The organism is Mesorhizobium sp. M0522, assembly GCF_040321085.1.
Taxonomy (GTDB): Bacteria; Pseudomonadota; Alphaproteobacteria; order Rhizobiales; family Rhizobiaceae; genus Mesorhizobium.
In genome coordinates, this window is record NZ_JAMYQW010000001.1 from 85,692 (window position 1) to 105,613 (window position 19,922).

Here is a 19,922-nt window from a genome sequence, read left to right on the forward strand (position 1 = left end):
CATCCTAGTAGCCCGGCAGTGGGCCGGGGAGTAACAAGATTGTCGGGAAACCCGTCAGCGGCGGGGTCATCCAGCGACGCGCCCGTCCGCGGCCGAACGACTGCACCTTGCCGGCCTGGGCGAGCTGCTCGAGCGCTCGCTGCACGGTACGCGAACTGGCTCCAAGCGCAATCGCCAGGGCCGAACTCGACCAAGACTCGCCGTCGGCGAGGAAGGCGAGCACGGCGGCATGCTCTTCTTCGACGGGTGGCGCCAGCACGACGACCTCACCTGCGCGGCGCGGGGCCAGCGCAAAGCCCCGCTTCGTCGCGCTCACATCCGCCAAGCTCCGAAGCTCCGCGCGAAGCCGCCCGACTTCGACCCGTAACCGTGCGCGATGTGATTCGTCCGCGTCCTTTCCGCGGAAAGCGCGCGCAATAAGCGTACTTCTTGCCACGTCCCCCGGCCAGGCTTCGGCCAGCGCGCGGGCCAGCGCGAACAGCACCGGGCGGGTCGCCAGCGAGACGACGGTGTCTGCGACCCGCACGACGTTGCGGCATGCATCCACCACGAGCGCCCCCGACGCCAGGAGCGCTTCGACTTCATCGAGCAGGAGGGGCCGTTCCCCGCCACGCGCGACAAGGCGTGCGGCCGGCGTGTCCAGCACCAGCGATGCGCTCTCCACCTCCGCGATCAGCGCGGGGATGCCGGACGCGCGCGCCGCCCGCGCCGCCAGGCCAAGCGCGGCGCGCGCAGGGCCGGTCCGCAAGCGGCGGATGGCGATGCCGGCGACAGCCAGCTCGTGGGCGGCCCGCGATGCCGGCGGCAGCGGCGAGGGATCGAAGCCGTCCAGCCTGCGCTCGGCTTCGTCGAGATGGCCGATCAGCAGCAGGCGCCGAACGTCGAGGTTGCGCGCATGCGCGGCGTTGACGCGGTCGCCATGCTTTTCAAGCGTCGCCCGTGCGGCGTCGAGTGCCTTGGCCGGCCAGGTAAGGTCGCGCGAGACGAGCGCGATCTCGGCCTCGGCGACGATACACCGCGCGCGGGCCACGGCCTCCCTCGGGCTGAATGCGTGCGCCGCCCTCTTGAGGAGAACCTTCGCCCTATTCAGGTCGCCAAGCTGCGCCATCGCGATACCGCGCAACGCCAGTGCCGGCGCATCGTCGCGCAGCGCAACCCGTTTCAAGGCGCCGAGCGGATCGCCCGCCGCAAGCGCATGCGCCGCCGCCGTGATTAGCGAGTCCATCGGAATCCCGTCACACTTGTCACTCCCATGGCTTCGACATCCGGCGCTAAGTCCATCTCACCAACCAGTCGTATCGACAACGGCGACTGTAGCCAACCTGAGTTGCGGCGCGCCAACCTTGAGTCGCGGCTAGATTGTGCACTGAGCTCGAACACAACGATAAAGCACTAGGAGAGACGCAATGAAGATCGAAGGTTCAACCATCCTGGTGACTGGCGCCAATCGGGGCATCGGTCGGGCACTGGTCGAGGAAGCCCTGAGCAGAGGCGTAAAGCGCGTCTATGCCGCAACCCGCCAAGCGATGGCCCACCCCGACCGGCGTGTGACGTCCCTGACCATGGATGTGACCAACGCTGCGCAGATCCGGGAGGCGGTCGAGAAGATCGATGCTCTCGATATCCTCATCAACAACGCCGGCGTATCGCCCTTCGATGACCTCAGCGACCGTCGTGTGCTCGAACAACAGCTCGCCGTAAACCTCTTCGGCTCGTACGACGTTACCCAGGCTCTGCTGCCGTTGTTGGCCCGGTCGCGGGGAGCCATCGTCAACATTCTGTCGCTGGCCTCGATTGCCGCCGTGCCGTTCAGTCCGGCTTACTCGATCTCCAAGGCGGCCTCATTCTCGCTGTCGCAGTCGTTGCGCACCCTTTTGGCCGGACGGGGTGTCAGCGTCCACAGGGTCCTTCCCGGCCCCGTGGACACGGACATGACCCGGGGCCTGGACATCGCGAAGGCCTCTCCGGAGTCTGTCGCGCGGGCGATCCTGGACGGAGTGGAGAACGGCGAAGAGGAAATCTTCCCCGATCCCATGTCGGAATCCCTGGCGGAAGGCTGGCGCAGCAGTGCAGTCAAGGCGCTTGAACGCCAGTTTGCAGCCTATGCGGAAGCAAGCCCGTCAAGTGAAGCAAGCCCGTCAGGCAGTGGGCATGAAAGAAGCAGCGAAACGATTGCCCGCGAGGCCCATCCTTGCTGCTCGGCCTGAAATTGCGGACGCTTGTGCAGGGGGCGGCAGCATCGCCGCCCTTCGGCGCCGCCCCGACCTTCACGGCGCTGCCTAGCGAAGAGATGCCTCGCTATGTACGGAGCAGGTTGACGGATCAGTTGCGGTCGTCGGGGAAGCTTGGAATCGGCAAGAACTCGACGCCATCTTCGGCCAGGCTCTTGGCCTCGTCCAGCGTCGCCTCGCCATAGATGCCGCGCGGATCGCTTTCACCGAAATGGATCTTGCGCGCTTCCTCGGCGAATTTGTCGCCGACATAGTCGGCATTCTCGCGCACCTTGTCGGCCATGGCCTTGAGCTGCGCCAGCGCCTGCTTCTGCGCCTCGCCCATGGCCAGCGCGATGCTTTCGCGCTTGCGCCCGGTGGAGACGGCAGGCGCCATCAGCGCCTTCTCGACCTTGTGCGAGCCGCAGGCCGGGCAATCGACGAAACCGCGCCTCTTCTGTGTGTCGAAATCGTCGTTGCTGCGGAACCAGGCCTCGAATTCGTGCTCGTGCTCGCAGAGCAGGGAAAAGCGGATCAAGAGGCAGCACCCCTGAGCGGCATTGCCTCCGCCGAACCGGCGTTGACGGCAAAGTCGCGTGCGTTCTTGAGGTTCGGTATCTTTTTGCGCGCAGCGACTGACTGCCCCGGGTCGATCTCGGCGACGATCACTGCCGGCTCCTCATGCGCCGCCTCGGCGATAATGCGGCCCCAGGGATCGACGATCAGCGAATGGCCATAGGTTTCGCGGCCGTCCTCGTGCACTCCGCCTTGCGCGGCGGCGACGACATAGGCACCGTTCTCGATGGCGCGCGCCCTGAGCAGCACATGCCAATGCGCTTCGCCGGTCTGGCGGGTGAAGGCGGCGGGCACCGAAAGCAGATCGGCGCCGGCCAGCGCCTCGGCACGGAACAGCTGCGGAAAGCGCAGATCGTAGCAGACGGCAAAGCCGAGCTTCGCGCCATTGATTTCGGCGACGACGGCCTCGGTGCCTGGCTCATAGGCGGCGGATTCGCGCCAGCTCTCGCCTTCGTCGAGATTGACGTCGAACATGTGGATCTTGTCGTAGGTGGCAATGGTGGCGCCGTCCGGCCCGAACAGAAGGGCGCGGTTGGCAAGCTTGCCGTCGGCGCGCAGAATGGCGGTCGAGCCGATATGCAGGAAGATGCCGAGCTCCTTGGCCAGCCTCCGCGACGTCGAGACGACGATGTCCTTGTCTTCGGAGGTGAAGGAAGCGGCCCGCGCCTGGCTGTCGCGGATCAGCGCGCCGGTCATTTCCGGGGTCTGGACATAGGACGCGCCAAGACCTGCCGCCTCGCGGACCAGCCGTTCCAGATCGACCGCATTGCGCTCCGGGCTGGTACCCGAACGCATCTGGATCGCCGCCGCCTTGAAAGCACGCATCGTCATGTCCTTATCTGGTCGAGCCGTTGGCGAGCAATCCGTCCAGCCGTCCTTCCGCCTCCAATTCGTGGAGATCGTCGGAGCCGCCGACATGCGTGTCGCCGATGAATATCTGCGGAAAGGTGGAACGGCCATGGGCCCGAGAAATCATTTCCCGGCGCAGTTCCGGCGAGAAGGAGGCGTCGTGCTCGGTATAGGCGACACCCTTCCTGTCGAGCAGCCGCTTGGCCGCGGTGCAATAGCCGCACATCATCCGCGTGTAGATCGTCACATCGACCATCGGTCAGCAACCCTGCCTCGTTCCGCTGTCATCTAGGCTATATAGGCGCCGATTCGTCGGCCCGAAAGTCCCCCGGCAGCACACGCGCGAAGGTCAGTACGTCGACTGCGCCGGCACCGCCCTTCTTCAATGCCCTGGCGACCGCGCGGACGGTGGCGCCGGTGGTGTAGACATCGTCGATCAGCAGCACCCGGCGGCCGGCGATTTCGATCTCCGCCTCATCCGGCACTTTGAATGCGGCGCGAACATTTTCCTCGCGTTCCCGCCGCTCAAGCCCGACCTGCTGGCGCGTGAGTTTGACGCGCCTGATGGCAGAGGGCGCGAAAGGCCGCTCCCCGAGCTGCGCCACCGCCCGCGCCAGTTCCGCCGACTGGTTGAACTGCCGCCTGAAGAAACGCCGCCAGTGCAGCGGCACCGGCACGACCACATCGGCCTCGGCGATGAGCTCGGCACCGGCGCGAAGCATCCAGCGCGCCATCCACGGCGCCAGATCGGTGCGGTCCTGGTATTTCAGCCCTTGCACCATCTGGCGGGCAACGCCGGAATAGGCGACCGCCGCCCGCGCGCGCTCGAACGGCGGCGGGTCGGCTATCGCCTCCGCCGAAAGGAACCCCTCACCCATACTGTGCGTGAACGGCGTGCCCATCACCGGGCACCATGGCCGTTCCAGCAACCTGAGTTTCGGCCAGCAGGCGCCGCACAACACGCCGGGCTGCGAGACATGGCGGCGGCAGCCGGCACAGACCGGCGGGAACAAGAGGCGCGCTGGCCAGCCCAATGCCTTGCGGGCAATGCTCTTGATCGCAATACGCTTGATCTCTGACATGGGATCGGCCACGTGGTTGGTCCTCCGCATCACTATATCAGAGAGCGAAGCACAAGGACCTGCCCATTGCAGCCTGTAATTGACACCTCGCTCTGGCTGGCGCGCAAGCGCCGGGCACTGACCCGTCCCATCGCCGGCGCGGATTTCCTCATGCGGCGGGCGGCCGAGGATCTTGCCGACCGGCTCGGCGCCGTCGAACGCAGGTTCGGCAAGGCGGCCTCATTGTTTTGCCAGACGCCGGCAGCAGCAGAGGTGCTCGCCGAAAGCGGCAAGGTGACGGAAAACGTGCGCGTCGAGGCCGACGCCGCTTTCCTGGGTGGCCAGCCAGGACTGTTGGCGCCGTTGGAAACCGTGCCATTCGAGCCGGAAAGCCTCGACCTCGCAGTCTCGCTGCTGTCGCTGCAGGCGATGAACGACATTCCCGGCATGCTGGTGCAGGTCCGCCGGGCGCTGAAGCCGGACGGGCTTTTCCTCGGCGCCTTCGCCGGCACAGGCACGCTCTCCGAACTGCGCGAAAGCCTGCTTGCCGCCGAGACCGAGCTCTATGGCGGCGCCAGCCCGCGTGTGATCCCGTTCACCGACGTCCGCGACGCCGGCGCGCTGCTGCAGCGCGCCGGCCTGGCACTGCCGGTTGCCGACGTCGAGACGATCACGGTGCGCTACGATTCGCTATTTGGCCTGGTCGCCGACCTGCGCGCCATGGGCGAGACCAGCGCGCTTGTCGACCGCAGCAGGCGGCCGGGCACGCGAGCGCTGTTCGCGCGCGCCGCCGAAATCTATGCGGAGCGGTTTTCGGATGCCGATGGCCGCGTCAGGGCGAGTTTCTCGGTGGTCTGGATGTCAGGCTGGGCGCCCGATGCCTCTCAGCAAAAGCCGCTGAAGCCGGGCTCCGCAAAAATATCGCTGAAGACAATCCTGGAAAACCCCGGCGGCCCCTGAGCGTATCCTTGCGCAAAAGCTAAGCGTATCCCACGCAAAAGCTAAGCGGGTCACTGTGCAAAAGCGTTGGCAAGCTTGCTGCTGTTGTCGCTGAACAACCACTGGATGGCGCCGGCAGCCTGGCCAATACCAGCGACAATGGCAAGCGACAGCACGGCGACGATCAAACCATATTCGATAGCCGTCGCACCCCTCTCGTCGTCTAAAAATCGTTGCAGCAAGATTTTCATGGGCGCCCATCCCTCTTGCCCGAACCTAGCGCCGACCCGTTAAGAAAGGTTAATGCGACAGGCTTAACGCGCGGTGAACCTGCTGCATTCTAGGAAACAGCCGAATCCTAGAGATCTGTTGAGGAGTCAGCAGTCGCCGCTGCTTCTGCCATCGGCCCGTATAACGCAGACCGAACTGGGCAGCGGCTGCAGCACGCTCTTGCGTAGCGTATAGCTATCGCGCTGGCCGATCGAGCCGGTGCTCATCGTATCAAGCCCGTCGCGGGCAAACTGCGAGCGGGTCCGGCTGTCGAGGTAGGGCGTCGCGATCAAGGCCAGAGCCACCGCGGCCGAGCCGAACAAGAGGGCGATGCGCAATATTCCCATGCCGGCATTGGCGGCGCCAGGAAGGCGGTCGGGCCAAGGCGAGTCCCAGTCCTTTTCAAGGCTCATGCAAATCGCTCCCCAGCGGTGGAATCGGCGTAACCGCCTAGCGTCAATTTTTCACGGTCAGATAAATCTTTCATTAACGCTGCTGCCAGCGCGTTGCAGCGCTGCCCGATTTACGGCAGGTCGGCCGTTACAGCAGATCGATGAGGAACTGGATCAGCGGGGCATCGGCCGGCGGCATTGGAAAATCGCGCATCTGGCGCGGCCGCACCCATTTCAGCACCTGGCCTTCCTTCGGCTGGGCAATGCCGCGGAATCGACGGCAGACGAATAGCGGCATCAGCAGGTGAAAATCATCGTAGGAATGGCTGGCGAAGGTGAGTGGCGCCAGGCAAGGGATGTCGGTTTCGATGCCGATCTCCTCGTACAATTCGCGGATCAGGCATTGTTCCGGCGTCTCACCGGGCTCGACCTTGCCGCCCGGAAACTCCCACAGGCCGGCGAGTTGCTTGCCTTCGGGCCGCTGCGCCAAAAGCACGCGCCCGTCGGCATCGACCAGCGCGCAGGCCGCGACCAGGAGCAGGCGTTTGCCGATCGTATCCAAGCCGCTCATGCGCCGGGTGGCCGGCGATAGCGATAGCGATAGACTTCGTCGAATCCGAGCGAACGGTAGAGCGCCAGCGCCGGCGCGTTGTCCGCCTCGACCTGCAGCCAGGCTTCCCGCGCCCCGCGCAGCCGCGCCCATTTCAGCGCCGACCGGATGAGATGGCGGCCATGGCCCTGGTTGCGCACCGACCTGTCGGTGGCGATCTCGAACAGGCCGGCAAGGTCGCCGTCATGCACGCAGATCAACGTTGCCAGCGGCTCGCTGCCGTTCTCCAGCGCAAACAGCCCGGCCTCCGGCTGGATGGCGCCGATGATCTCCGACAGGCCGGGCCGCAGCGACACATCCGAACCGCTCACCTTGAGCGCCGCGCCGATGAAACGGCTGATGTCCCTCAACGGAATCTGGTCCATGGCGTCGTCGAGCATAGCGTCCGCCAGCGGCAGCCGCATGACCAGCGACTCCGCGAATATGCTCCAGCCCTCGCCGTCGAGGTACTTTGAGAGATCCGGCCCCGACAGCGGCGAGATGCGAAAGGTCAGCGGCCTGCCATAGGCGTCGAACCGACGGCTGGCGCGACCGATGCGCTCGGCAATGTGCTGGATGTCGCCCGGATCGAGCGGATTGACCGAATTCAGCCGCTTGGCCGGATGGCCGGCCGTCAGCCGCACCACCCAGGTGCCGTCATAATGGACGGCGGCCGCCGGCCAGGCGCGAAAGCCGGCCGCCTCATAGCGGCGCACGATCGCCAACACGCTTGCCGGATGTCTGGAAGCCAACGCCATCAGCTCCGATAATCGCCGTTTATGGCGACATATTCCTTGGTGAGATCGCAGGTCCACACCGTCGCCTTGCCGCGGCCGATGCCGATATCGGCGCGGATGCGGATCTCGTCGCGCTTCATATACGCCGAAGTCGCCTCCTCGGAATAGGCGGCGTCGCGCTCGCCCTGATAGGCCAGGCGGTTGTCGCCGAACCAGATCGACAGAAGGTCGCGGTCGGCCGGTTCGCCGGCCTTGCCGACGGCCATGACGACGCGGCCCCAATTGGCGTCCTCGCCGGCGACTGCCGTCTTGACCAGCGGCGAATTGGCGATCGACAGCGCGATGCGCTTGGCCGAGCGGGCCGATTTGGCCCCGGTGACGGTGACCTCGACCTGCTTGCGGGCGCCCTCGCCGTCGCGCACCACCTGCAGTGCCAGCGATTTCAGCACCTTGCCGAGGGCACGGCGGAAGGCGCCGAGGCGCGCATCCTTTGGTTCGGAAATTGCCGGCGCGCCGCGCCTGGCGGCAGCACCCGTGGCGAACATCAGCAGCGTGTCGCTGGTCGAGGTGTCACTGTCGACGGTAACCGCGTTGAAGGTCTTGGCCGTGCCGCGCGACAGGAGGTCCTGCAGCACGGGTGCTGCGATCGGCGCATCGGTGGCGATGAAGGAAAGCATCGTCGCCATGTCGGGCGCGATCATCCCGGCGCCCTTGGCGATACCGTTGATGGTGACGTCGGCATCGCCGAGCTTGACCGTCGCGGTCGCCAGTTTGGGATAGGTGTCGGTAGTCATGATCGCCTTGGCGGCTTCGGTCCACAAGTCCGGCTTGCCGTCCGTGACCAGCCCGGCCAGCAGATGGCTGAACTTGCCGGCGTCGAGCGGTTCGCCGATCACGCCGGTCGAGGCCAGGAATACCTCGCCCGCTGTGCAGCCGGCCGCCTTCGCCGCCACCTCGCCCGTGAGTGCCGTCGAGGCGCGGCCCTTCTGGCCGGTAAAGGCATTGGCGTTGCCGGAATTGACGACCAGCACGCGCGCCTTGCCCGCCGTGAGGTTCTGCCGGCAGAAATCAACCGGCGCCGACGGGCATTTCGACCTGGTGAACACGCCGGCGACGGTGGTGCCGGCGTCGAACACCATGGCCAGCAAGTCGGTGCGGTTCTTGTATTTTATGCCGGCCTCGGCGGTGGCGATGCGCACGCCCTCGATGGCCGGCATCTTGGCATATTTCTTCGGCGCGAGCGGCGAAACCTGTGTGGACATGGAAGACCCCGGGCGGGAAAAATCGCGAAAGGAACGCCGGTTTGCCCGATAGCACGCGCCGGCGCAAGGCGTTTTCACAGCCGTTACGGGTGCCGGACGCCTGACACCTGCCGCGGCCGCAAGCAGGCTGTTGCAAATTTGTTGGCGTCGCTGCGACCGATAGCGCTATGATCCTGCCCCATGGGCAGGCTTGTGGTCTTGGCACTGGCGTTTCTGGGCTTTCTGCTGCTGCGGGCCGATGCGCAGACGGCGCGGCGCGTGGCGCTTGTGGTCGGCAACGGCAGCTACGCCGAAGCCGGCACGCTGGCCAATCCCGTCAACGATGCGCTCGACATCGCCGACAAGCTGCGCGCCATCGGCTTCGAGGTGATCGAAGGCAACGATCTCGGCAAGCGCGAGCTCGAACGCAAGATCGGCGAATTCTCAGATGCGCTGCAAGGTGCCGGTGCCGGGCTGTTCTACTATGCCGGCCACGGCCTGCAGGTCGACGGGCGCAACTTCATCGTGCCGGTCGACGCCAGGCTGGACATGCCGGTCAAGCTGCAGCTCGAGGCGGTGCCGATCGACGAGGTCCTCGACATCATGGAGCAGCAGACCAAGGTCAGCCTGGTCTTCCTCGATGCCTGCCGCAACAACCCGTTTGCCCGAAGTCTCAGCCGCAGCGCCACGACGCGCTCGGCGACGGCTCTCGCCGGCCTTGCCCAGTTCGAGTCGACGCGCGGCTCGTTCATCGCCTTCTCGACGGCGCCCGGCGCTGTCGCAATGGACGGGACGGGGCGCAACTCGCCGTTTGCGGCGGCACTTTTGCGGCATATGGCTGAGCCCGGACAGAGCATCAACGACATGATGATCGCGGTGCGCCGCGACGTCGTTTCCGCAACGCGCGAGGCGCAGCGTCCCTGGGAGCAGGGATCGCTGCTCGAGCGTTTCGAGTTCGTGCCGGGCGCAGACATTGCCCAGCAACCGAAACCGGCCGTCAGCCCGGCCCCCGCGTCGCAGGTGGCTGCGCTCGAACGCTCCGTCGGCGACAAGGGTGCCATCGAAAAGTTCCTGCGCGAGGACTATCTGGCGCCTGACGCCAGGAGAATGCGCGAAACCGTCAAGCGGCTCTACGGTTCGTCGGCCATCATCTACGGCACGCGCTACGACAGCGAGGCGATCGTCAAGGTCAAGACCGACTGGTTCGCGCAATGGGCATCGTGGTCGTTCGGTCTCGAGCCCGGCAGCCTTGAGGTGACGCCGCACGGCAAGGACCGTGCCGACGTGGTTTTCGCCATGCGCTACGACTATGTGCCGAAGGACAAATCGGCGCAGCGCCTGACCGGCAAGGCGCGGGTGACGCTGGAACTCGTGCTGGCCGATGGCGCGTGGCGCGTTGCGTCGGAAACGTCGCAAGCGCTGGAATGAACATCAGCGGACCGCTGGGTTGATGAACCCGCGAAACGCCCGCTGCACGCCCGGAATCAGCCCCCAGATCATGATCGAGACCATCAGCGGCGCGATGACCAGCGTACGCTGCCAGATTTGCCATTCCTGCGTCAGCGGAAAAACCACGTACAGAATGGCAGTGATCAGCGGATAGACGCCGAGCAGCACCAGCACGGCGAAGCGCAGGCGCGAAAAGCGGGTCACGGCGGTCGAGTGCATCAAACTCTCCTTATCGTTACGGAACGTTCCGTTATATATAAAACGGATCGTTCCGTTTCGTCAAGAGTTGTATATGATGGCTGCTGAAACCGCGGGTAAGGAAGAAGAGATGGGCGAAACCACCGATCCCGGGCGCAAGTCAGCCGGCGCACGGCGCAGCCCGGAAAGCGCCGATGCCATTCTCGATGCCGCCGAGGCGGTGCTGGTCGAAGCCGGCTATTCCGGCTTCTCGATCGAGGCGGTGGCGCGCCGCGCACGCGCCGGAAAACCGACGATCTATCGCTGGTGGCCAAGCAAGGCCGCCTTGCTGCTCGACGTTTACCAGCGGCAAAAGCGCGTCGACAATCCCGATACCGGGAAGCTCGAGGAGGATCTCGTCGGCTTCCTGAAGAGCTTGTTCGCGCACTGGCGCGACACATCGTCGGGCAGCGTGTTCCGATCGCTGATTGCCGAAGCGCAGTCGGATGAAAACGCGGCCGCCGCTCTAGCCGAATACGCAAGAGGGCGTCGTGTCCATACCGGCCAGATGGTCGAACGCGCCAAGGCAAGGGGAGAGGTGGCAGCCGATGTCGATGCCACTGTCGTCGCCGACCTGATCGCCTCGTTCGCCTGGACGCATCTTCTGACGAACCGCCTGGACGAGGACGAAGCGACGCTGCGCAGGGCGGTCGGCTATGTCTTGAAAGGCATAGTCGCTGAGGATGCCGGCGACGCCACGCCGATCCGGCGGCGGCGTCGACGCATCATCGGTCGCGCCCCCAAATAGAAGCAACAGGGCGGCAAGCGCCCTGCCGTAGCTCAATCTAGCCCTATTTGGCGCTTTCCAGTGCGTCGACCGTCTTCTTCAGGTTCGCATCCGGGATGTCGACCTTGGCGTTGGCGCGCAGCGACTTGACCAGCGCGAAATACTTGTCGCGGATGACCGCCTGGCGGGCCTGGTCCTTGACCTGGTCGAAGGCCGGCGGCTGCTTGGTGCGCTTGTCCTCGACCTTGATGACGTGCCAGCCGAACTGCGACTGCACCGGCTGCTCGGTGTATTTGCCGACCGCCAGCGCAAATACCGCCTTGTCGAATTCCGGCACCATCTGGCCAGGTCCGAACCAGCCGAGATCGCCGCCGCTGGTCTTGCCGCTCGGATCGCTGGTGTGCTCGTTGGCAAGCTTCTGGAAGTCGGCGCCGCCGTCGAGCTGCTTGATGATGGCGTCTGCCTCTTCCTTCGTCTTCACGAGGATGTGACGGGCGTGCACCTCGTTGGTGGGCGGCGTGTTGGCAATTTCCTGGTCGTAGCGGGCGCGGACCTCGGCATCGGTAACCTTGTCGACGACGCCCTTCTCGACCATTTCGCCATGCAGCGCGCGCTGCTGCAGGAAGGCCATGCGGCGCTGGAAGTCGGGATCCTTGTCGAGGCCGGTGGTCACCGCCTGAGCCGCCATCACGCGGATTTCGATCGCCGCCGACAGCGCCGCGGCGCGGCGCTGCTCGGGCGGAAGCTGCGCGAACTGCTGCGACAGCTCGCCCTCGGCAAGCCCAAGGTCTGCCTCGGTCAGCGTCTGGCCGTTGATGGTGGCGACCACGGCGTTCGGATCGACCGGCTTGGCTGCCGGGGCGGGTGCCGCCGGCTGGGCAGGGGCGGCTTCCTGCGCCATCAGCGGCGACAGCGAGAGGGCCGATAGCCCGAATGCCAGACCAAGGCTGGCGAGCGACGCGCGGCGGAACAATACTGACATTACGGTTATCTCCAAAGCGGGGTAGCTAGAGCGGAATGGCTTCCAGACCAGCAGGATTGTGGCGGAATTTGGCGCGGTCGACAGGGCGGGCGCGGCGTTGACATCGAATGAGCCCCCTCTTATCTGTCCAACGACTTTGCGTCCAGAACCGTTTTCCGGGCGCTTTTTGCGTTTGTCCGCGTTCACGCGCATTTGATGGGGGCCGGCCGGCGCCCGTCGCAATGACTTGGAATGCTATCGAAAGGGCCATTGGATGGTCAGTCTCGGCGGTCTCGCCCGTAAGGTTTTCGGCTCCTCCAACGATCGTCGGGTCAAATCGACCCGGCCGCGCGTCGAGGCGATTAATGCCATGGAAAACGAGATGCGGGCGCTTTCCGACGCCGAGCTTCAGGCCCGCACGGACAAATTCCGCCAGGACATCGCCAACGGCGCCAGTCTCGACGACCTCCTGGTGCCGGCCTTCGCCACCGTGCGTGAGGCCGCCCGCCGCGTGCTCGGCATGCGGCCGTTCGACGTGCAGCTGATCGGCGGCATGGTGCTGCACAATGGCGGCATCGCCGAGATGCGCACCGGCGAAGGCAAGACGCTGGTGGCGACGTTGCCGGTCTACCTCAACGCGCTCGCCGGCAACGGCGTCCATGTCGTCACGGTCAACGATTACCTGGCCACGCGCGACTCCGAATGGATGGGCCGCGTCTACAAATTCCTCGGCCTCAAAGTCGGCGTCATCGTCCATGGCCTGTCCGACGAGGAGCGCCGCGTCGCCTACGCCGCCGACGTCACCTACGCCACCAACAACGAGCTTGGCTTCGACTATCTGCGCGACAACATGAAGTACGAGCGCGCCCAGATGGTGCAGCGCGGACACAGCTACGCCATCGTCGACGAGGTCGATTCCATCCTGGTCGACGAAGCCCGCACGCCGCTGATCATTTCCGGTCCGCTCGAGGACCGTTCGGAAATGTACAATACTATCGACACCTTCATCATCCAGCTGCAGCCGCAGGACTACGAGATCGACGAGAAGCAAAAGACCTCGATCTTCACCGAGGAAGGCACCGAGAAGCTGGAGAACATGCTGCGCGATGCCGGCTTGCTCAAGGGCGAGTCGCTCTACGACGTCGAGAACGTCGCCATCGTCCACCACGTCAACAACGCGCTGAAGGCGCACCGGCTGTTCCAGCGGGACAAGGACTATATCGTGCGCAACGGCGAGATCGTCATAATCGACGAGTTCACCGGCCGCATGATGCCCGGCCGCCGCTATTCGGAGGGCCTGCACCAGGCGCTCGAAGCCAAGGAGCATGTGGCGATCCAGCCGGAGAACCAGACGCTCGCCTCGGTCACCTTCCAGAACTATTTCCGCCTCTACAAGAAGCTCGCCGGCATGACCGGCACGGCGCTGACCGAGGCCGAGGAATTCGCCAACATCTACAATCTCGACGTCACCGAGATCCCGACCAACCTGCCGGTCATCCGCATTGACGAAGACGACGAGGTCTACCGGACGGTCGAGGAGAAATACAAGGCGATCGTCAAGGAGATCAAAGAAGCCCGCGCCAAGGGTCAGCCGACGCTGGTCGGCACGACTTCCATCGAGAAGTCCGAGCAGCTGGCCGAACGCCTGCGCAAGGAAGGTTTTAAGGATTTCGAGGTGCTGAACGCCCGCCACCACGAGCGCGAGGCGGCGATCGTCGCCCAGGCCGGCAAGCCCGGCGCCATCACCATCGCCACCAACATGGCCGGCCGCGGCACCGACATCCAGCTCGGCGGCAATGCCGACATGCGCATCGCCGACGAGCTTGGCGACATGCCGGCCGGCCCCGAGCGCGAGGCGAGGGAAAAGGAAATCCGCGACGACATCGCCCGGCTGAAGGAAAAGGCGCTCGCCGCCGGCGGCCTCTACGTGCTCGCCACCGAACGCCATGAATCGCGCCGCATCGACAACCAGTTGCGCGGCCGCTCGGGCCGCCAGGGTGACCCCGGCCGCTCGAAGTTCTTCCTGTCGCTGCAGGACGACCTGATGCGCATCTTCGGCTCCGAGCGCATGGACGGCATGCTGCAGAAGCTCGGCCTCAAGGAAGACGAGGCGATCATCCACCCCTGGATCAACAAGGCGCTGGAAAAGGCGCAGAAGAAGGTCGAGGCGCGCAACTTCGACATCCGCAAGAACCTGTTGAAATATGACGACGTCTCCAACGACCAGCGCAAGGTGGTGTTCGAGCAGCGCATCGAGCTGATGGACGGCGAGGGCCTGTCCGAGACCATCACAGAGATGCGCGAAGGCGTCATCGAGGAGATCGTCGCCAAGAACATTCCCGAAAACGCCTATGCCGAGCAGTGGAACGTCGCCGGCCTCAAGGCCGAGATCGCCGAATTCCTCAATCTCGATCTGCCGGTCGAGGACTGGGTCAAGGAAGAAGGCATCGCCGAGGACGACATCCGCGAGCGCGTCAGCCAGGCCGCCGACGCCGCCGCCAAGGAGCGCGCCGAGCGTTTCGGCCCCGACGTGATGACCTATGTCGAACGTTCCGTGGTGCTGCAGACGCTCGACCATCTGTGGCGCGAGCACATCGTCAATCTCGACCATCTGCGCTCGGTCGTCGGCTTCCGCGGCTATGCCCAGCGCGATCCGCTGCAGGAGTACAAGGGCGAGGCGTTCGAGCTGTTCCAGGCGATGCTGGGCAATCTGCGCCAGGCCGTCACCGCGCAATTGATGCGCGTCGAGCTGGTCCGCCAGGCGGCCGATGCGCCGCCGCCCGAAGCCCCCGACATGTTCGGCAGCCATATCGACGGCTTCACCGGCGAGGACGATTTCGAAGGCGGCGAGACGGCCGTCCTGGTCCGCCAGGAGACCAACGCCATCGTCGCCCCCGAAGACCGTGACCCGAAGAACCCGGCGACCTGGGGCAAGGTCGGCCGCAACGAGGCTTGCCCCTGTGGTTCGGGCAAGAAATACAAGCATTGCCATGGGGCGTTTGCGTAAGCGCCACCTTCCTTCTCCCCGTTCACGGGGAGAAGGTGCCCGAAGGGCGGGTGAGGGGCAGCGCTAGCGTTCGCGATTAGCCAATCTCCCCACCTGAGGGGGAGATGGCCGGCAGGCCAGAGGGGGGCGCGAAGGGTCGCCGGCCTTTGATTTATTCGCTTCTCAAATCAGCCCTGAATCGCGTGCCGCGGCCGTCGCCTCACCCCGCGAAACCGCTTCCAGCTTGCCCAGAACCGCCGAGACGTGGTGATCGACCGTCTTCGGCGAAATTGTCAGCTGCTCGGCAATCCGCTTGTTGGAGAACCCGCGCTCGATCAGTTGCAGCACCTCCATCTGGCGCTGGGTCAGGCCGGCACGATTGGCACGCGTCGTTTGGCGCGGCCCCCTTGCAATACGGTTGACCCCGTTGCGCCGCATGGTGTCGCGCAGGTGAACGGCGACGGGCCTGGCGCCGAGGCTCTCAAAAATCTCCAGTGCCGAGCGCTGTGCGGTCTCGTCGCCCTCTGCCAACGCCAGCCCGCGTTCGTAGGGCGCGTTCATCTCGGCCCATAGTTCTGCCGCCGCCTGCCAGTCGCCGGCGAGCAGCAGCCGGTAGGGCGCGGCCATGCCGATGGTGTCGCCGGGATCGAGGTCCGGCGCCAGCTTCTGCCGCCACATCGCCAGCTCGCCGAAGACCGCCCGTGTCGTCGACAGGCTCTCGGCCAGCGCGATCAGGCCGAACGCCTCCTCCCGGTCGCCCTGGCCAAGCCATGCCCGCTCGGCCATCAGTGCCGCATAGGGCGCCAGCCGCTGCAATTCCGATCCCTTTTCGAGGAACCGCGCCATTTCGGCAAGCAGCGGCTCGGCGGAAGGATCGCCGCGCCGCACGCGCAGCTTTGCCATCGCCACCACGGCGGGATGGCGGACCAGCATCGTCGCCTGCTCGTTGGCGATCACCTCGAGTGCCTCGGCGGCAGCCTCTTCCCATTGCCCCTGGCGCAGCAGCAGCTGCGCCAGCACGCCGCGCATATAGTCGCGCCAGGTGACGAGGTCGTTTTCGACGCAATAGTTGATGCCGCGATCGAGGAACGACCGCGCGTCAGCGAAGCCGAGCTGGTTCATCTCGCTGCAGGCGCTGTTGGTGAAGGCGCGCGCCGCATGTTCCTGAAAATTCTGCTCCAGCGCGATCTCCAGGCTGCGGGCAAGGTGCAGCCGTCCGTTTGCCAGATCCAGCCACTGCTCGGCGCTGCCGACATTGTTGAGCGCGTGGCAGACGATGTCGGGCCGGTTCAGTTGTTCGGCGAGCGCAATCGCCTTGTTGCCGAGCCGCAGCGTGTCGTCGAGCCTTTCGGCCAGCATCGCCAGTTGCGAGAGGTTGGAATAGGCCATGGCGAGTTCCGGCCCGGCCGGCGCGGCCTCCAGCAGCTGAACCGCCTGCTCGCCAAGGGCATCGGCAGCCATGCGGTCGCCAAGCAGGTAGGCAAAGCGCGACAGCCATCTGAGGCAATCCCCTTCCTTCCCCGTATTCCCCTGGGCCTGATGCAGCCGGCGCGCCTGGTCCTGCGCGGCGATGGCCTCGTCGATCTTGCCGATGAGGTGGCACTCGAAGGCATATTTCTCATAGAGCGCCGTGCGCTCCTCCACCGGCAGGCTGTCGGCCTGCCGCAACACGGCTTCATAGAAGCCGGCCGCATCGCGATGGGCGCCGACGCGGGAGGCCTCGCGCGCCGCAACCGGGGCCAGCTCGCGCACTGCCTGCAGATTGTGCGCCTCCACCGCGTGATGCACCAGGCGGCCGGTGGAAACCTCGCCGTTTTCGAGCAGGGCGGCCAGCGCGCGCTGGTTGAACTGCCGCCGGTGGCTCGTCGTCAACATCGCTTCGATGGCGCGGCGGGCGATCTCGTGCCGGAACGCATAGCCGTCGCCCTGATCCTCCAACAGGCCGTTGGCGACGCATTCGGCAAGCTGGCCGGCGCTGGCGACGCCGCACAGGCCTTGCAACGCCCAGGCGTCGGCCCGGCGCGGGAACACCGACACCGCGTCGAGCATCGCGCGGGCGCCGGCCGACAGGCGCTCGGCCCGCGCCAGAACCGCGTCGCGCACGCTTGCCGGCAGCGCCGTTTTTTCCTCGCATCCGCTGCACAACAGCTCGGTGACGAAAAAGGCGTTGCCCGCCGTCGCCCGGTAGATGGCATCGCCATCGCGCCCCGCCGCCTCGGCCAGCGACAGCACCGCTGCCTCGCTGAGCAGCGGCACGTCGATGCGCGCGACGCTGCCTGCCGGTATCTCGCCGAGCGCGCGGCGCACCCGCATCTGTCCCTCGCTGCGATCGGTGCGCGCCGTCAGCAGCAGCAAGAGATGCCTGTTGGCGATGCGCCGGCCGAGAAAGCGGACGAAATCGAGCGTCGCATCATCGGCCCAGTGCAAGTCCTCGATTACCAGCAGGGTCGGCTGCGCCTTCGTCTCGAAGATTTCGAGCGCATCCGAAAACAGCGGCAGCCTCTGTCCTTGCCGATGATCGATCGCCTGCGGCAGCGCCCATTGCGCGTCCCGCGCCAGATCGTAAAGCGGCCCGAGCGGATCGGGTATCGACAGATCCTCGCAGGCGCTGCGGAATATGCGCGTGGCTTGCGCAGTCCGGTCGATGAAGGCCTCGACAAGCGCGGTCTTGCCGGCCCCGGCCTCGCCAGCAAGCACCGCGACGCAGCCACGGCCGCGCCCGGCATCGGCCAGCAGCCCGTCGAGTCGCTCCAGCTGTGCCTGCCGTTCCAGAAGCATCATTCGCTCACGCAGATCGAGTTCGCCGAACAGGCGGACCCGCGATGGACCCGCCAACATATCCCCCGTCCATAACGCTGCCAACATAGGGAATCGTCCCGCCAAAAATGGGGAAAGGCTCCGATGTGCGCTCTTGCCGGTCGTGATCAATGTCGAGCCGCGCTCAAACCGGGCGTGCCCCACTGGAGAAAGGAAGGCTTCCATGCCTCGCTATCTGATCGAACGCACATTCCCGGACGGCCTCAACGTGCCGATGAACGAAGCCGGCGCCGACGCGCTGGGCGGTGTCGTCATGCGCAATGCCGAAAAGGGCGTTACCTGGCTGCAGTCCTACGTGTCGCCGGACAAGAAGCGCAGCTTCTGCATCTACGACGCGCCCTCGCCCGAGGCGATCCGCAGCACCGCCCAGAAGAATTCGCTGCGTGTCGACAAGATCACGGAGGTGCGGGTTCTTGACCCCTACTTTTACCGTTGATGGCAGGCAAACCCCAAGTGGCGGACAAAAGGATGAGTATCAAACTGCCATTCGCGGCAATTGCGACATGCCTGATGGCATGCCGGTCGGCGAACCGGCGCCTGTCGTGGGAAACCCCGGCGGTTCCCTGCTTGGCCGTCTATGGCGGATCGCGGCGGCGCTGCCTTCGCGTCTGCTGGGCAGGCGGCGCCGGCTGCCCCCGCAAGACGATTATCTGAGGCAGGACATCGGACTGCCCGACCGCGAGCAGCGGCGCGAATACTGGGAATATTATTGGTGGGACCATTAGGCCGCCGCGCCGTTTGGACGGGCTGAAACAAGCCGTGCAACCGGCCGCATCACTGCGGCCGACATGAAAACAGGACGAGCGACCTGTTTCGCAAAATTCCAACGGACGCCGCAGCGTTGAGCAGACCCGCTCGGTGCGCGTCCTCAAACAACCGGAGAGAACATGAACATCAATCTTTGCACCGGGCGCCTTGCCGCCCTGGCCATCCTGTCGATCGCCGCCACCGCGGCCCAGGCAAAGGACGGCAATCCGCTGGCCGACATGGTACGCGCGGCCAACAGCCGCTTCGAGAATGTGGCGGCGGCAACCGCCGAGGGCTATGCGCCGATTCCCTGCGCCAGCGGCATCACCGGCGGCGCCATGGGCATCCACTACGTCAATCCGGGCTACCTCAAGGATGACGCTGTCGATGTCGCCAAGCCTGAAGCGGTGATGTACGAGCCGGCGGCCGACGGGACGCTAAAACTGATCGCGGTCGAATACATCACCTCGAAAGGCCCGGCCTCGCTCGATGGGCATCTGTTCAACTTCAACAGCGCGCCCAATCGCTATGGCCTCGGTCCGTTCTACGAGCTGCATGTCTGGGCCTGGAAGGGCAACCCGACCGGCGCGTTCGCGGATATGAACCCGAACGTGTCGTGCGATGCGATGAAGGGTATGTAGCCTCTTCCTTCTCCTCGTCACTATACGGGGAGAAGGTGCCCGAAGGGCGGATGAGGGGCAGCGCTAGCGTTCGCGATTAGCCAATCTCCCCACCCGAGGGGGAGATGGCCGGCAGGCCAGAGGGGGGCGCTGTCCCGCCGGCGTCAGTGCTTAAGCCGCCTTCAGCCGCTCCATTTCGGCTTCGAACGCGAACTTCAGCTGCGCAGCTTCTTCCTCCGGCAGCCAAGGCACCATCTGTGGCACGATCTTGCAGTAGAGCCGGGTGCTGTCCTGATCCAAGGCAGCCTTCCGCCGCCTTGCGCGCGATCTCAGCGCGACGCTCTGGCGTCATATTCTCGGCCCGCTTCTTTCCGCTCTGCGCCAAGGGCCTTGGCAGTGGGGTCCTTGCCGTCGTCAATCACATCGTCAGCTTCCTCGCCTGTCGCAATGCGCAGGACGCGGACGGCGTTGCCGATCACGTCGGCGGGGCGCTTCTGGCCTTAGGTCCGGTGGG

Annotated in this window: 22 protein-coding genes; 8 read left to right on the forward strand and 14 right to left on the reverse strand. The window is 65.5% G+C overall.

The features are described 5' to 3' along the window. Window positions 1-4: 4 nt before the first annotated feature. Window positions 5-1,225: a winged helix-turn-helix domain-containing protein gene (locus NKI58_RS00405; RefSeq protein WP_352783490.1), complete on the reverse strand. Its 1,221-nt coding sequence runs from the start codon at window positions 1,223-1,225 to the stop codon at window positions 5-7. Between the two features lie 181 nt (window positions 1,226-1,406). On the opposite strand from NKI58_RS00405, the gene NKI58_RS00410 reads away from it, so the two are divergent. Next, complete coding sequence (locus NKI58_RS00410; RefSeq protein ID WP_352783488.1) at window positions 1,407-2,207, forward strand: SDR family NAD(P)-dependent oxidoreductase; 801 nt, start codon at window positions 1,407-1,409, stop codon at window positions 2,205-2,207. Between the two features lie 115 nt (window positions 2,208-2,322). Here NKI58_RS00410 and NKI58_RS00415 read toward each other — a convergent pair whose 3' ends face one another. The 4 genes from NKI58_RS00415 to NKI58_RS00430 are packed head-to-tail and all read right to left on the reverse strand — an operon-like array spanning window position 2,323 to window position 4,729. Then, entirely contained in the window at window positions 2,323-2,748 is a 426-nt protein-coding gene (locus NKI58_RS00415) for a DUF1178 family protein (protein ID WP_352696735.1), read from the reverse strand. Beyond that, window positions 2,745-3,611 carry a carbon-nitrogen hydrolase family protein gene (locus NKI58_RS00420; protein ID WP_352783485.1) on the reverse strand — a complete coding sequence of 289 codons (867 nt, stop codon included), beginning with the start codon at window positions 3,609-3,611 and terminating at the stop codon, window positions 2,745-2,747. Before NKI58_RS00420 ends, NKI58_RS00415 begins: the two co-directional genes overlap by 4 nt. Before the next feature lie 10 nt (window positions 3,612-3,621). After that, on the reverse strand, window positions 3,622-3,891 hold the full coding sequence (gene grxC, locus NKI58_RS00425) for a glutaredoxin 3 (protein WP_352670329.1): 270 nt from the start codon (window positions 3,889-3,891) through the stop codon (window positions 3,622-3,624). Between the two features lie 37 nt (window positions 3,892-3,928). Further along, entirely contained in the window at window positions 3,929-4,729 is an 801-nt protein-coding gene (locus tag NKI58_RS00430) for a ComF family protein (RefSeq protein ID WP_352783481.1), read from the reverse strand. Between the two features lie 54 nt (window positions 4,730-4,783). Between NKI58_RS00430 and NKI58_RS00435 the strand changes: the two genes are divergently transcribed. Beyond that, window positions 4,784-5,656 (forward strand): methyltransferase domain-containing protein, encoded by an 873-nt coding sequence (locus NKI58_RS00435; protein WP_352453067.1) that lies wholly within the window; start codon window positions 4,784-4,786, stop codon window positions 5,654-5,656. A gap of 50 nt (window positions 5,657-5,706) precedes the next feature. Here NKI58_RS00435 and NKI58_RS00440 read toward each other — a convergent pair whose 3' ends face one another. The 5 genes from NKI58_RS00440 to argJ all read right to left on the reverse strand — a co-directional run bounded on the left by NKI58_RS00440 (window position 5,707) and on the right by argJ (window position 8,885). Then, window positions 5,707-5,886, reverse strand: a complete 180-nt coding sequence (locus NKI58_RS00440) for a Flp family type IVb pilin (protein ID WP_352456654.1) — start codon at window positions 5,884-5,886, stop codon at window positions 5,707-5,709. 126 nt (window positions 5,887-6,012) lie between these two features. Next, window positions 6,013-6,318 carry a hypothetical protein gene (locus NKI58_RS00445; RefSeq protein ID WP_023677980.1) on the reverse strand — a complete coding sequence of 102 codons (306 nt, stop codon included), beginning with the start codon at window positions 6,316-6,318 and terminating at the stop codon, window positions 6,013-6,015. A 127-nt stretch (window positions 6,319-6,445) separates the two neighbouring features. Beyond that, window positions 6,446-6,868, reverse strand: a complete 423-nt coding sequence (locus NKI58_RS00450; RefSeq protein WP_023677979.1) for a (deoxy)nucleoside triphosphate pyrophosphohydrolase — start codon at window positions 6,866-6,868, stop codon at window positions 6,446-6,448. Further along, on the reverse strand, window positions 6,865-7,644 hold the full coding sequence (locus NKI58_RS00455) for a GNAT family N-acetyltransferase (protein ID WP_352783477.1): 780 nt from the start codon (window positions 7,642-7,644) through the stop codon (window positions 6,865-6,867). The genes NKI58_RS00450 and NKI58_RS00455 overlap by 4 nt, the downstream gene beginning before the upstream one ends. Continuing rightward, window positions 7,644-8,885 carry a bifunctional glutamate N-acetyltransferase/amino-acid acetyltransferase ArgJ gene (argJ, locus tag NKI58_RS00460; RefSeq protein ID WP_352783474.1) on the reverse strand — a complete coding sequence of 414 codons (1,242 nt, stop codon included), beginning with the start codon at window positions 8,883-8,885 and terminating at the stop codon, window positions 7,644-7,646. The genes NKI58_RS00455 and argJ overlap by 1 nt, the downstream gene beginning before the upstream one ends. Before the next feature lie 180 nt (window positions 8,886-9,065). Between argJ and NKI58_RS00465 the strand changes: the two genes are divergently transcribed. Further along, complete coding sequence (locus NKI58_RS00465; RefSeq protein ID WP_352783471.1) at window positions 9,066-10,292, forward strand: caspase family protein; 1,227 nt, start codon at window positions 9,066-9,068, stop codon at window positions 10,290-10,292. Between the two features lie 3 nt (window positions 10,293-10,295). On the opposite strand, the gene NKI58_RS00470 is transcribed toward NKI58_RS00465, so the two are convergent. Beyond that, window positions 10,296-10,532 (reverse strand): putative antibiotic biosynthesis monooxygenase, encoded by a 237-nt coding sequence (locus NKI58_RS00470; RefSeq protein ID WP_352783454.1) that lies wholly within the window; start codon window positions 10,530-10,532, stop codon window positions 10,296-10,298. Window positions 10,533-10,641: 109 nt separating this feature from the next. Between NKI58_RS00470 and NKI58_RS00475 the strand changes: the two genes are divergently transcribed. Beyond that, the gene (locus NKI58_RS00475; RefSeq protein WP_352783657.1) at window positions 10,642-11,298 is read left to right on the forward strand and encodes a TetR/AcrR family transcriptional regulator; all 657 of its coding nucleotides are present in this window, start codon (window positions 10,642-10,644) and stop codon (window positions 11,296-11,298) included. Between the two features lie 43 nt (window positions 11,299-11,341). Here the strand turns inward: NKI58_RS00475 and NKI58_RS00480 are convergent, their stop codons facing one another. After that, entirely contained in the window at window positions 11,342-12,259 is a 918-nt protein-coding gene (locus NKI58_RS00480) for a peptidylprolyl isomerase (protein WP_352577165.1), read from the reverse strand. 253 nt (window positions 12,260-12,512) lie between these two features. On the opposite strand from NKI58_RS00480, the gene secA reads away from it, so the two are divergent. Next, window positions 12,513-15,245 carry a preprotein translocase subunit SecA gene (gene secA / locus NKI58_RS00485; RefSeq protein WP_352853021.1) on the forward strand — a complete coding sequence of 911 codons (2,733 nt, stop codon included), beginning with the start codon at window positions 12,513-12,515 and terminating at the stop codon, window positions 15,243-15,245. A 162-nt stretch (window positions 15,246-15,407) separates the two neighbouring features. On the opposite strand, the gene NKI58_RS00490 is transcribed toward secA, so the two are convergent. Then, window positions 15,408-18,062, reverse strand: a complete 2,655-nt coding sequence (locus tag NKI58_RS00490; RefSeq protein ID WP_352824331.1) for an ATP-binding protein — start codon at window positions 18,060-18,062, stop codon at window positions 15,408-15,410. Between the two features lie 142 nt (window positions 18,063-18,204). On the opposite strand from NKI58_RS00490, the gene NKI58_RS00495 reads away from it, so the two are divergent. From NKI58_RS00495 to NKI58_RS00505, 3 genes are all read left to right on the forward strand, one after another. Beyond that, window positions 18,205-18,477, forward strand: coding sequence for a DUF4242 domain-containing protein (locus tag NKI58_RS00495; protein ID WP_352783442.1), 273 nt, complete (start codon window positions 18,205-18,207; stop codon window positions 18,475-18,477). 67 nt (window positions 18,478-18,544) lie between these two features. Next, a complete protein-coding gene (locus tag NKI58_RS00500) occupies window positions 18,545-18,766 on the forward strand; it encodes a hypothetical protein (protein ID WP_352471339.1) in 222 nt (73 codons plus the stop codon). Window positions 18,767-18,928: 162 nt separating this feature from the next. Beyond that, complete coding sequence (locus tag NKI58_RS00505) at window positions 18,929-19,429, forward strand: hypothetical protein (RefSeq protein WP_352633882.1); 501 nt, start codon at window positions 18,929-18,931, stop codon at window positions 19,427-19,429. Between the two features lie 150 nt (window positions 19,430-19,579). On the opposite strand, the gene NKI58_RS00510 is transcribed toward NKI58_RS00505, so the two are convergent. Then, window positions 19,580-19,708: a hypothetical protein gene (locus tag NKI58_RS00510; RefSeq protein ID WP_352633884.1), complete on the reverse strand. Its 129-nt coding sequence runs from the start codon at window positions 19,706-19,708 to the stop codon at window positions 19,580-19,582. Between the last annotated feature and the right edge of the window lie 214 nt (window positions 19,709-19,922).

What these genes read in the sequence shown, in the direction of transcription:
- NKI58_RS00445 (WP_023677980.1), bottom strand. Translation starts at nt 6,318, where the DNA reads ATGAGCCTTGAAAAGGACTGGGACTCGCCTTGGCCCGACCGCCTTCCT.
- argJ (WP_352783474.1), bottom strand. Translation starts at nt 8,885, where the DNA reads ATGTCCACACAGGTTTCGCCGCTCGCGCCGAAGAAATATGCCAAGATG.
- NKI58_RS00500 (WP_352471339.1), top strand. Translation starts at nt 18,545, where the DNA reads ATGCCTGATGGCATGCCGGTCGGCGAACCGGCGCCTGTCGTGGGAAAC.
- NKI58_RS00495 (WP_352783442.1), top strand. Translation starts at nt 18,205, where the DNA reads ATGCCTCGCTATCTGATCGAACGCACATTCCCGGACGGCCTCAACGTG.
- NKI58_RS00410 (WP_352783488.1), top strand. Translation starts at nt 1,407, where the DNA reads ATGAAGATCGAAGGTTCAACCATCCTGGTGACTGGCGCCAATCGGGGC.
- NKI58_RS00505 (WP_352633882.1), top strand. Translation starts at nt 18,929, where the DNA reads ATGAACATCAATCTTTGCACCGGGCGCCTTGCCGCCCTGGCCATCCTG.
- NKI58_RS00455 (WP_352783477.1), bottom strand. Translation starts at nt 7,644, where the DNA reads ATGGCGTTGGCTTCCAGACATCCGGCAAGCGTGTTGGCGATCGTGCGC.
- NKI58_RS00490 (WP_352824331.1), bottom strand. Translation starts at nt 18,062, where the DNA reads ATGTTGGCGGGTCCATCGCGGGTCCGCCTGTTCGGCGAACTCGATCTG.
- grxC (WP_352670329.1), bottom strand. Translation starts at nt 3,891, where the DNA reads ATGGTCGATGTGACGATCTACACGCGGATGATGTGCGGCTATTGCACC.
- secA (WP_352853021.1), top strand. Translation starts at nt 12,513, where the DNA reads ATGGTCAGTCTCGGCGGTCTCGCCCGTAAGGTTTTCGGCTCCTCCAAC.
- NKI58_RS00440 (WP_352456654.1), bottom strand. Translation starts at nt 5,886, where the DNA reads ATGAAAATCTTGCTGCAACGATTTTTAGACGACGAGAGGGGTGCGACG.
- NKI58_RS00450 (WP_023677979.1), bottom strand. Translation starts at nt 6,868, where the DNA reads ATGAGCGGCTTGGATACGATCGGCAAACGCCTGCTCCTGGTCGCGGCC.
- NKI58_RS00475 (WP_352783657.1), top strand. Translation starts at nt 10,642, where the DNA reads ATGGGCGAAACCACCGATCCCGGGCGCAAGTCAGCCGGCGCACGGCGC.
- NKI58_RS00465 (WP_352783471.1), top strand. Translation starts at nt 9,066, where the DNA reads ATGGGCAGGCTTGTGGTCTTGGCACTGGCGTTTCTGGGCTTTCTGCTG.
- NKI58_RS00480 (WP_352577165.1), bottom strand. Translation starts at nt 12,259, where the DNA reads ATGTCAGTATTGTTCCGCCGCGCGTCGCTCGCCAGCCTTGGTCTGGCA.
- NKI58_RS00470 (WP_352783454.1), bottom strand. Translation starts at nt 10,532, where the DNA reads ATGCACTCGACCGCCGTGACCCGCTTTTCGCGCCTGCGCTTCGCCGTG.
- NKI58_RS00405 (WP_352783490.1), bottom strand. Translation starts at nt 1,225, where the DNA reads ATGGACTCGCTAATCACGGCGGCGGCGCATGCGCTTGCGGCGGGCGAT.
- NKI58_RS00420 (WP_352783485.1), bottom strand. Translation starts at nt 3,611, where the DNA reads ATGCGTGCTTTCAAGGCGGCGGCGATCCAGATGCGTTCGGGTACCAGC.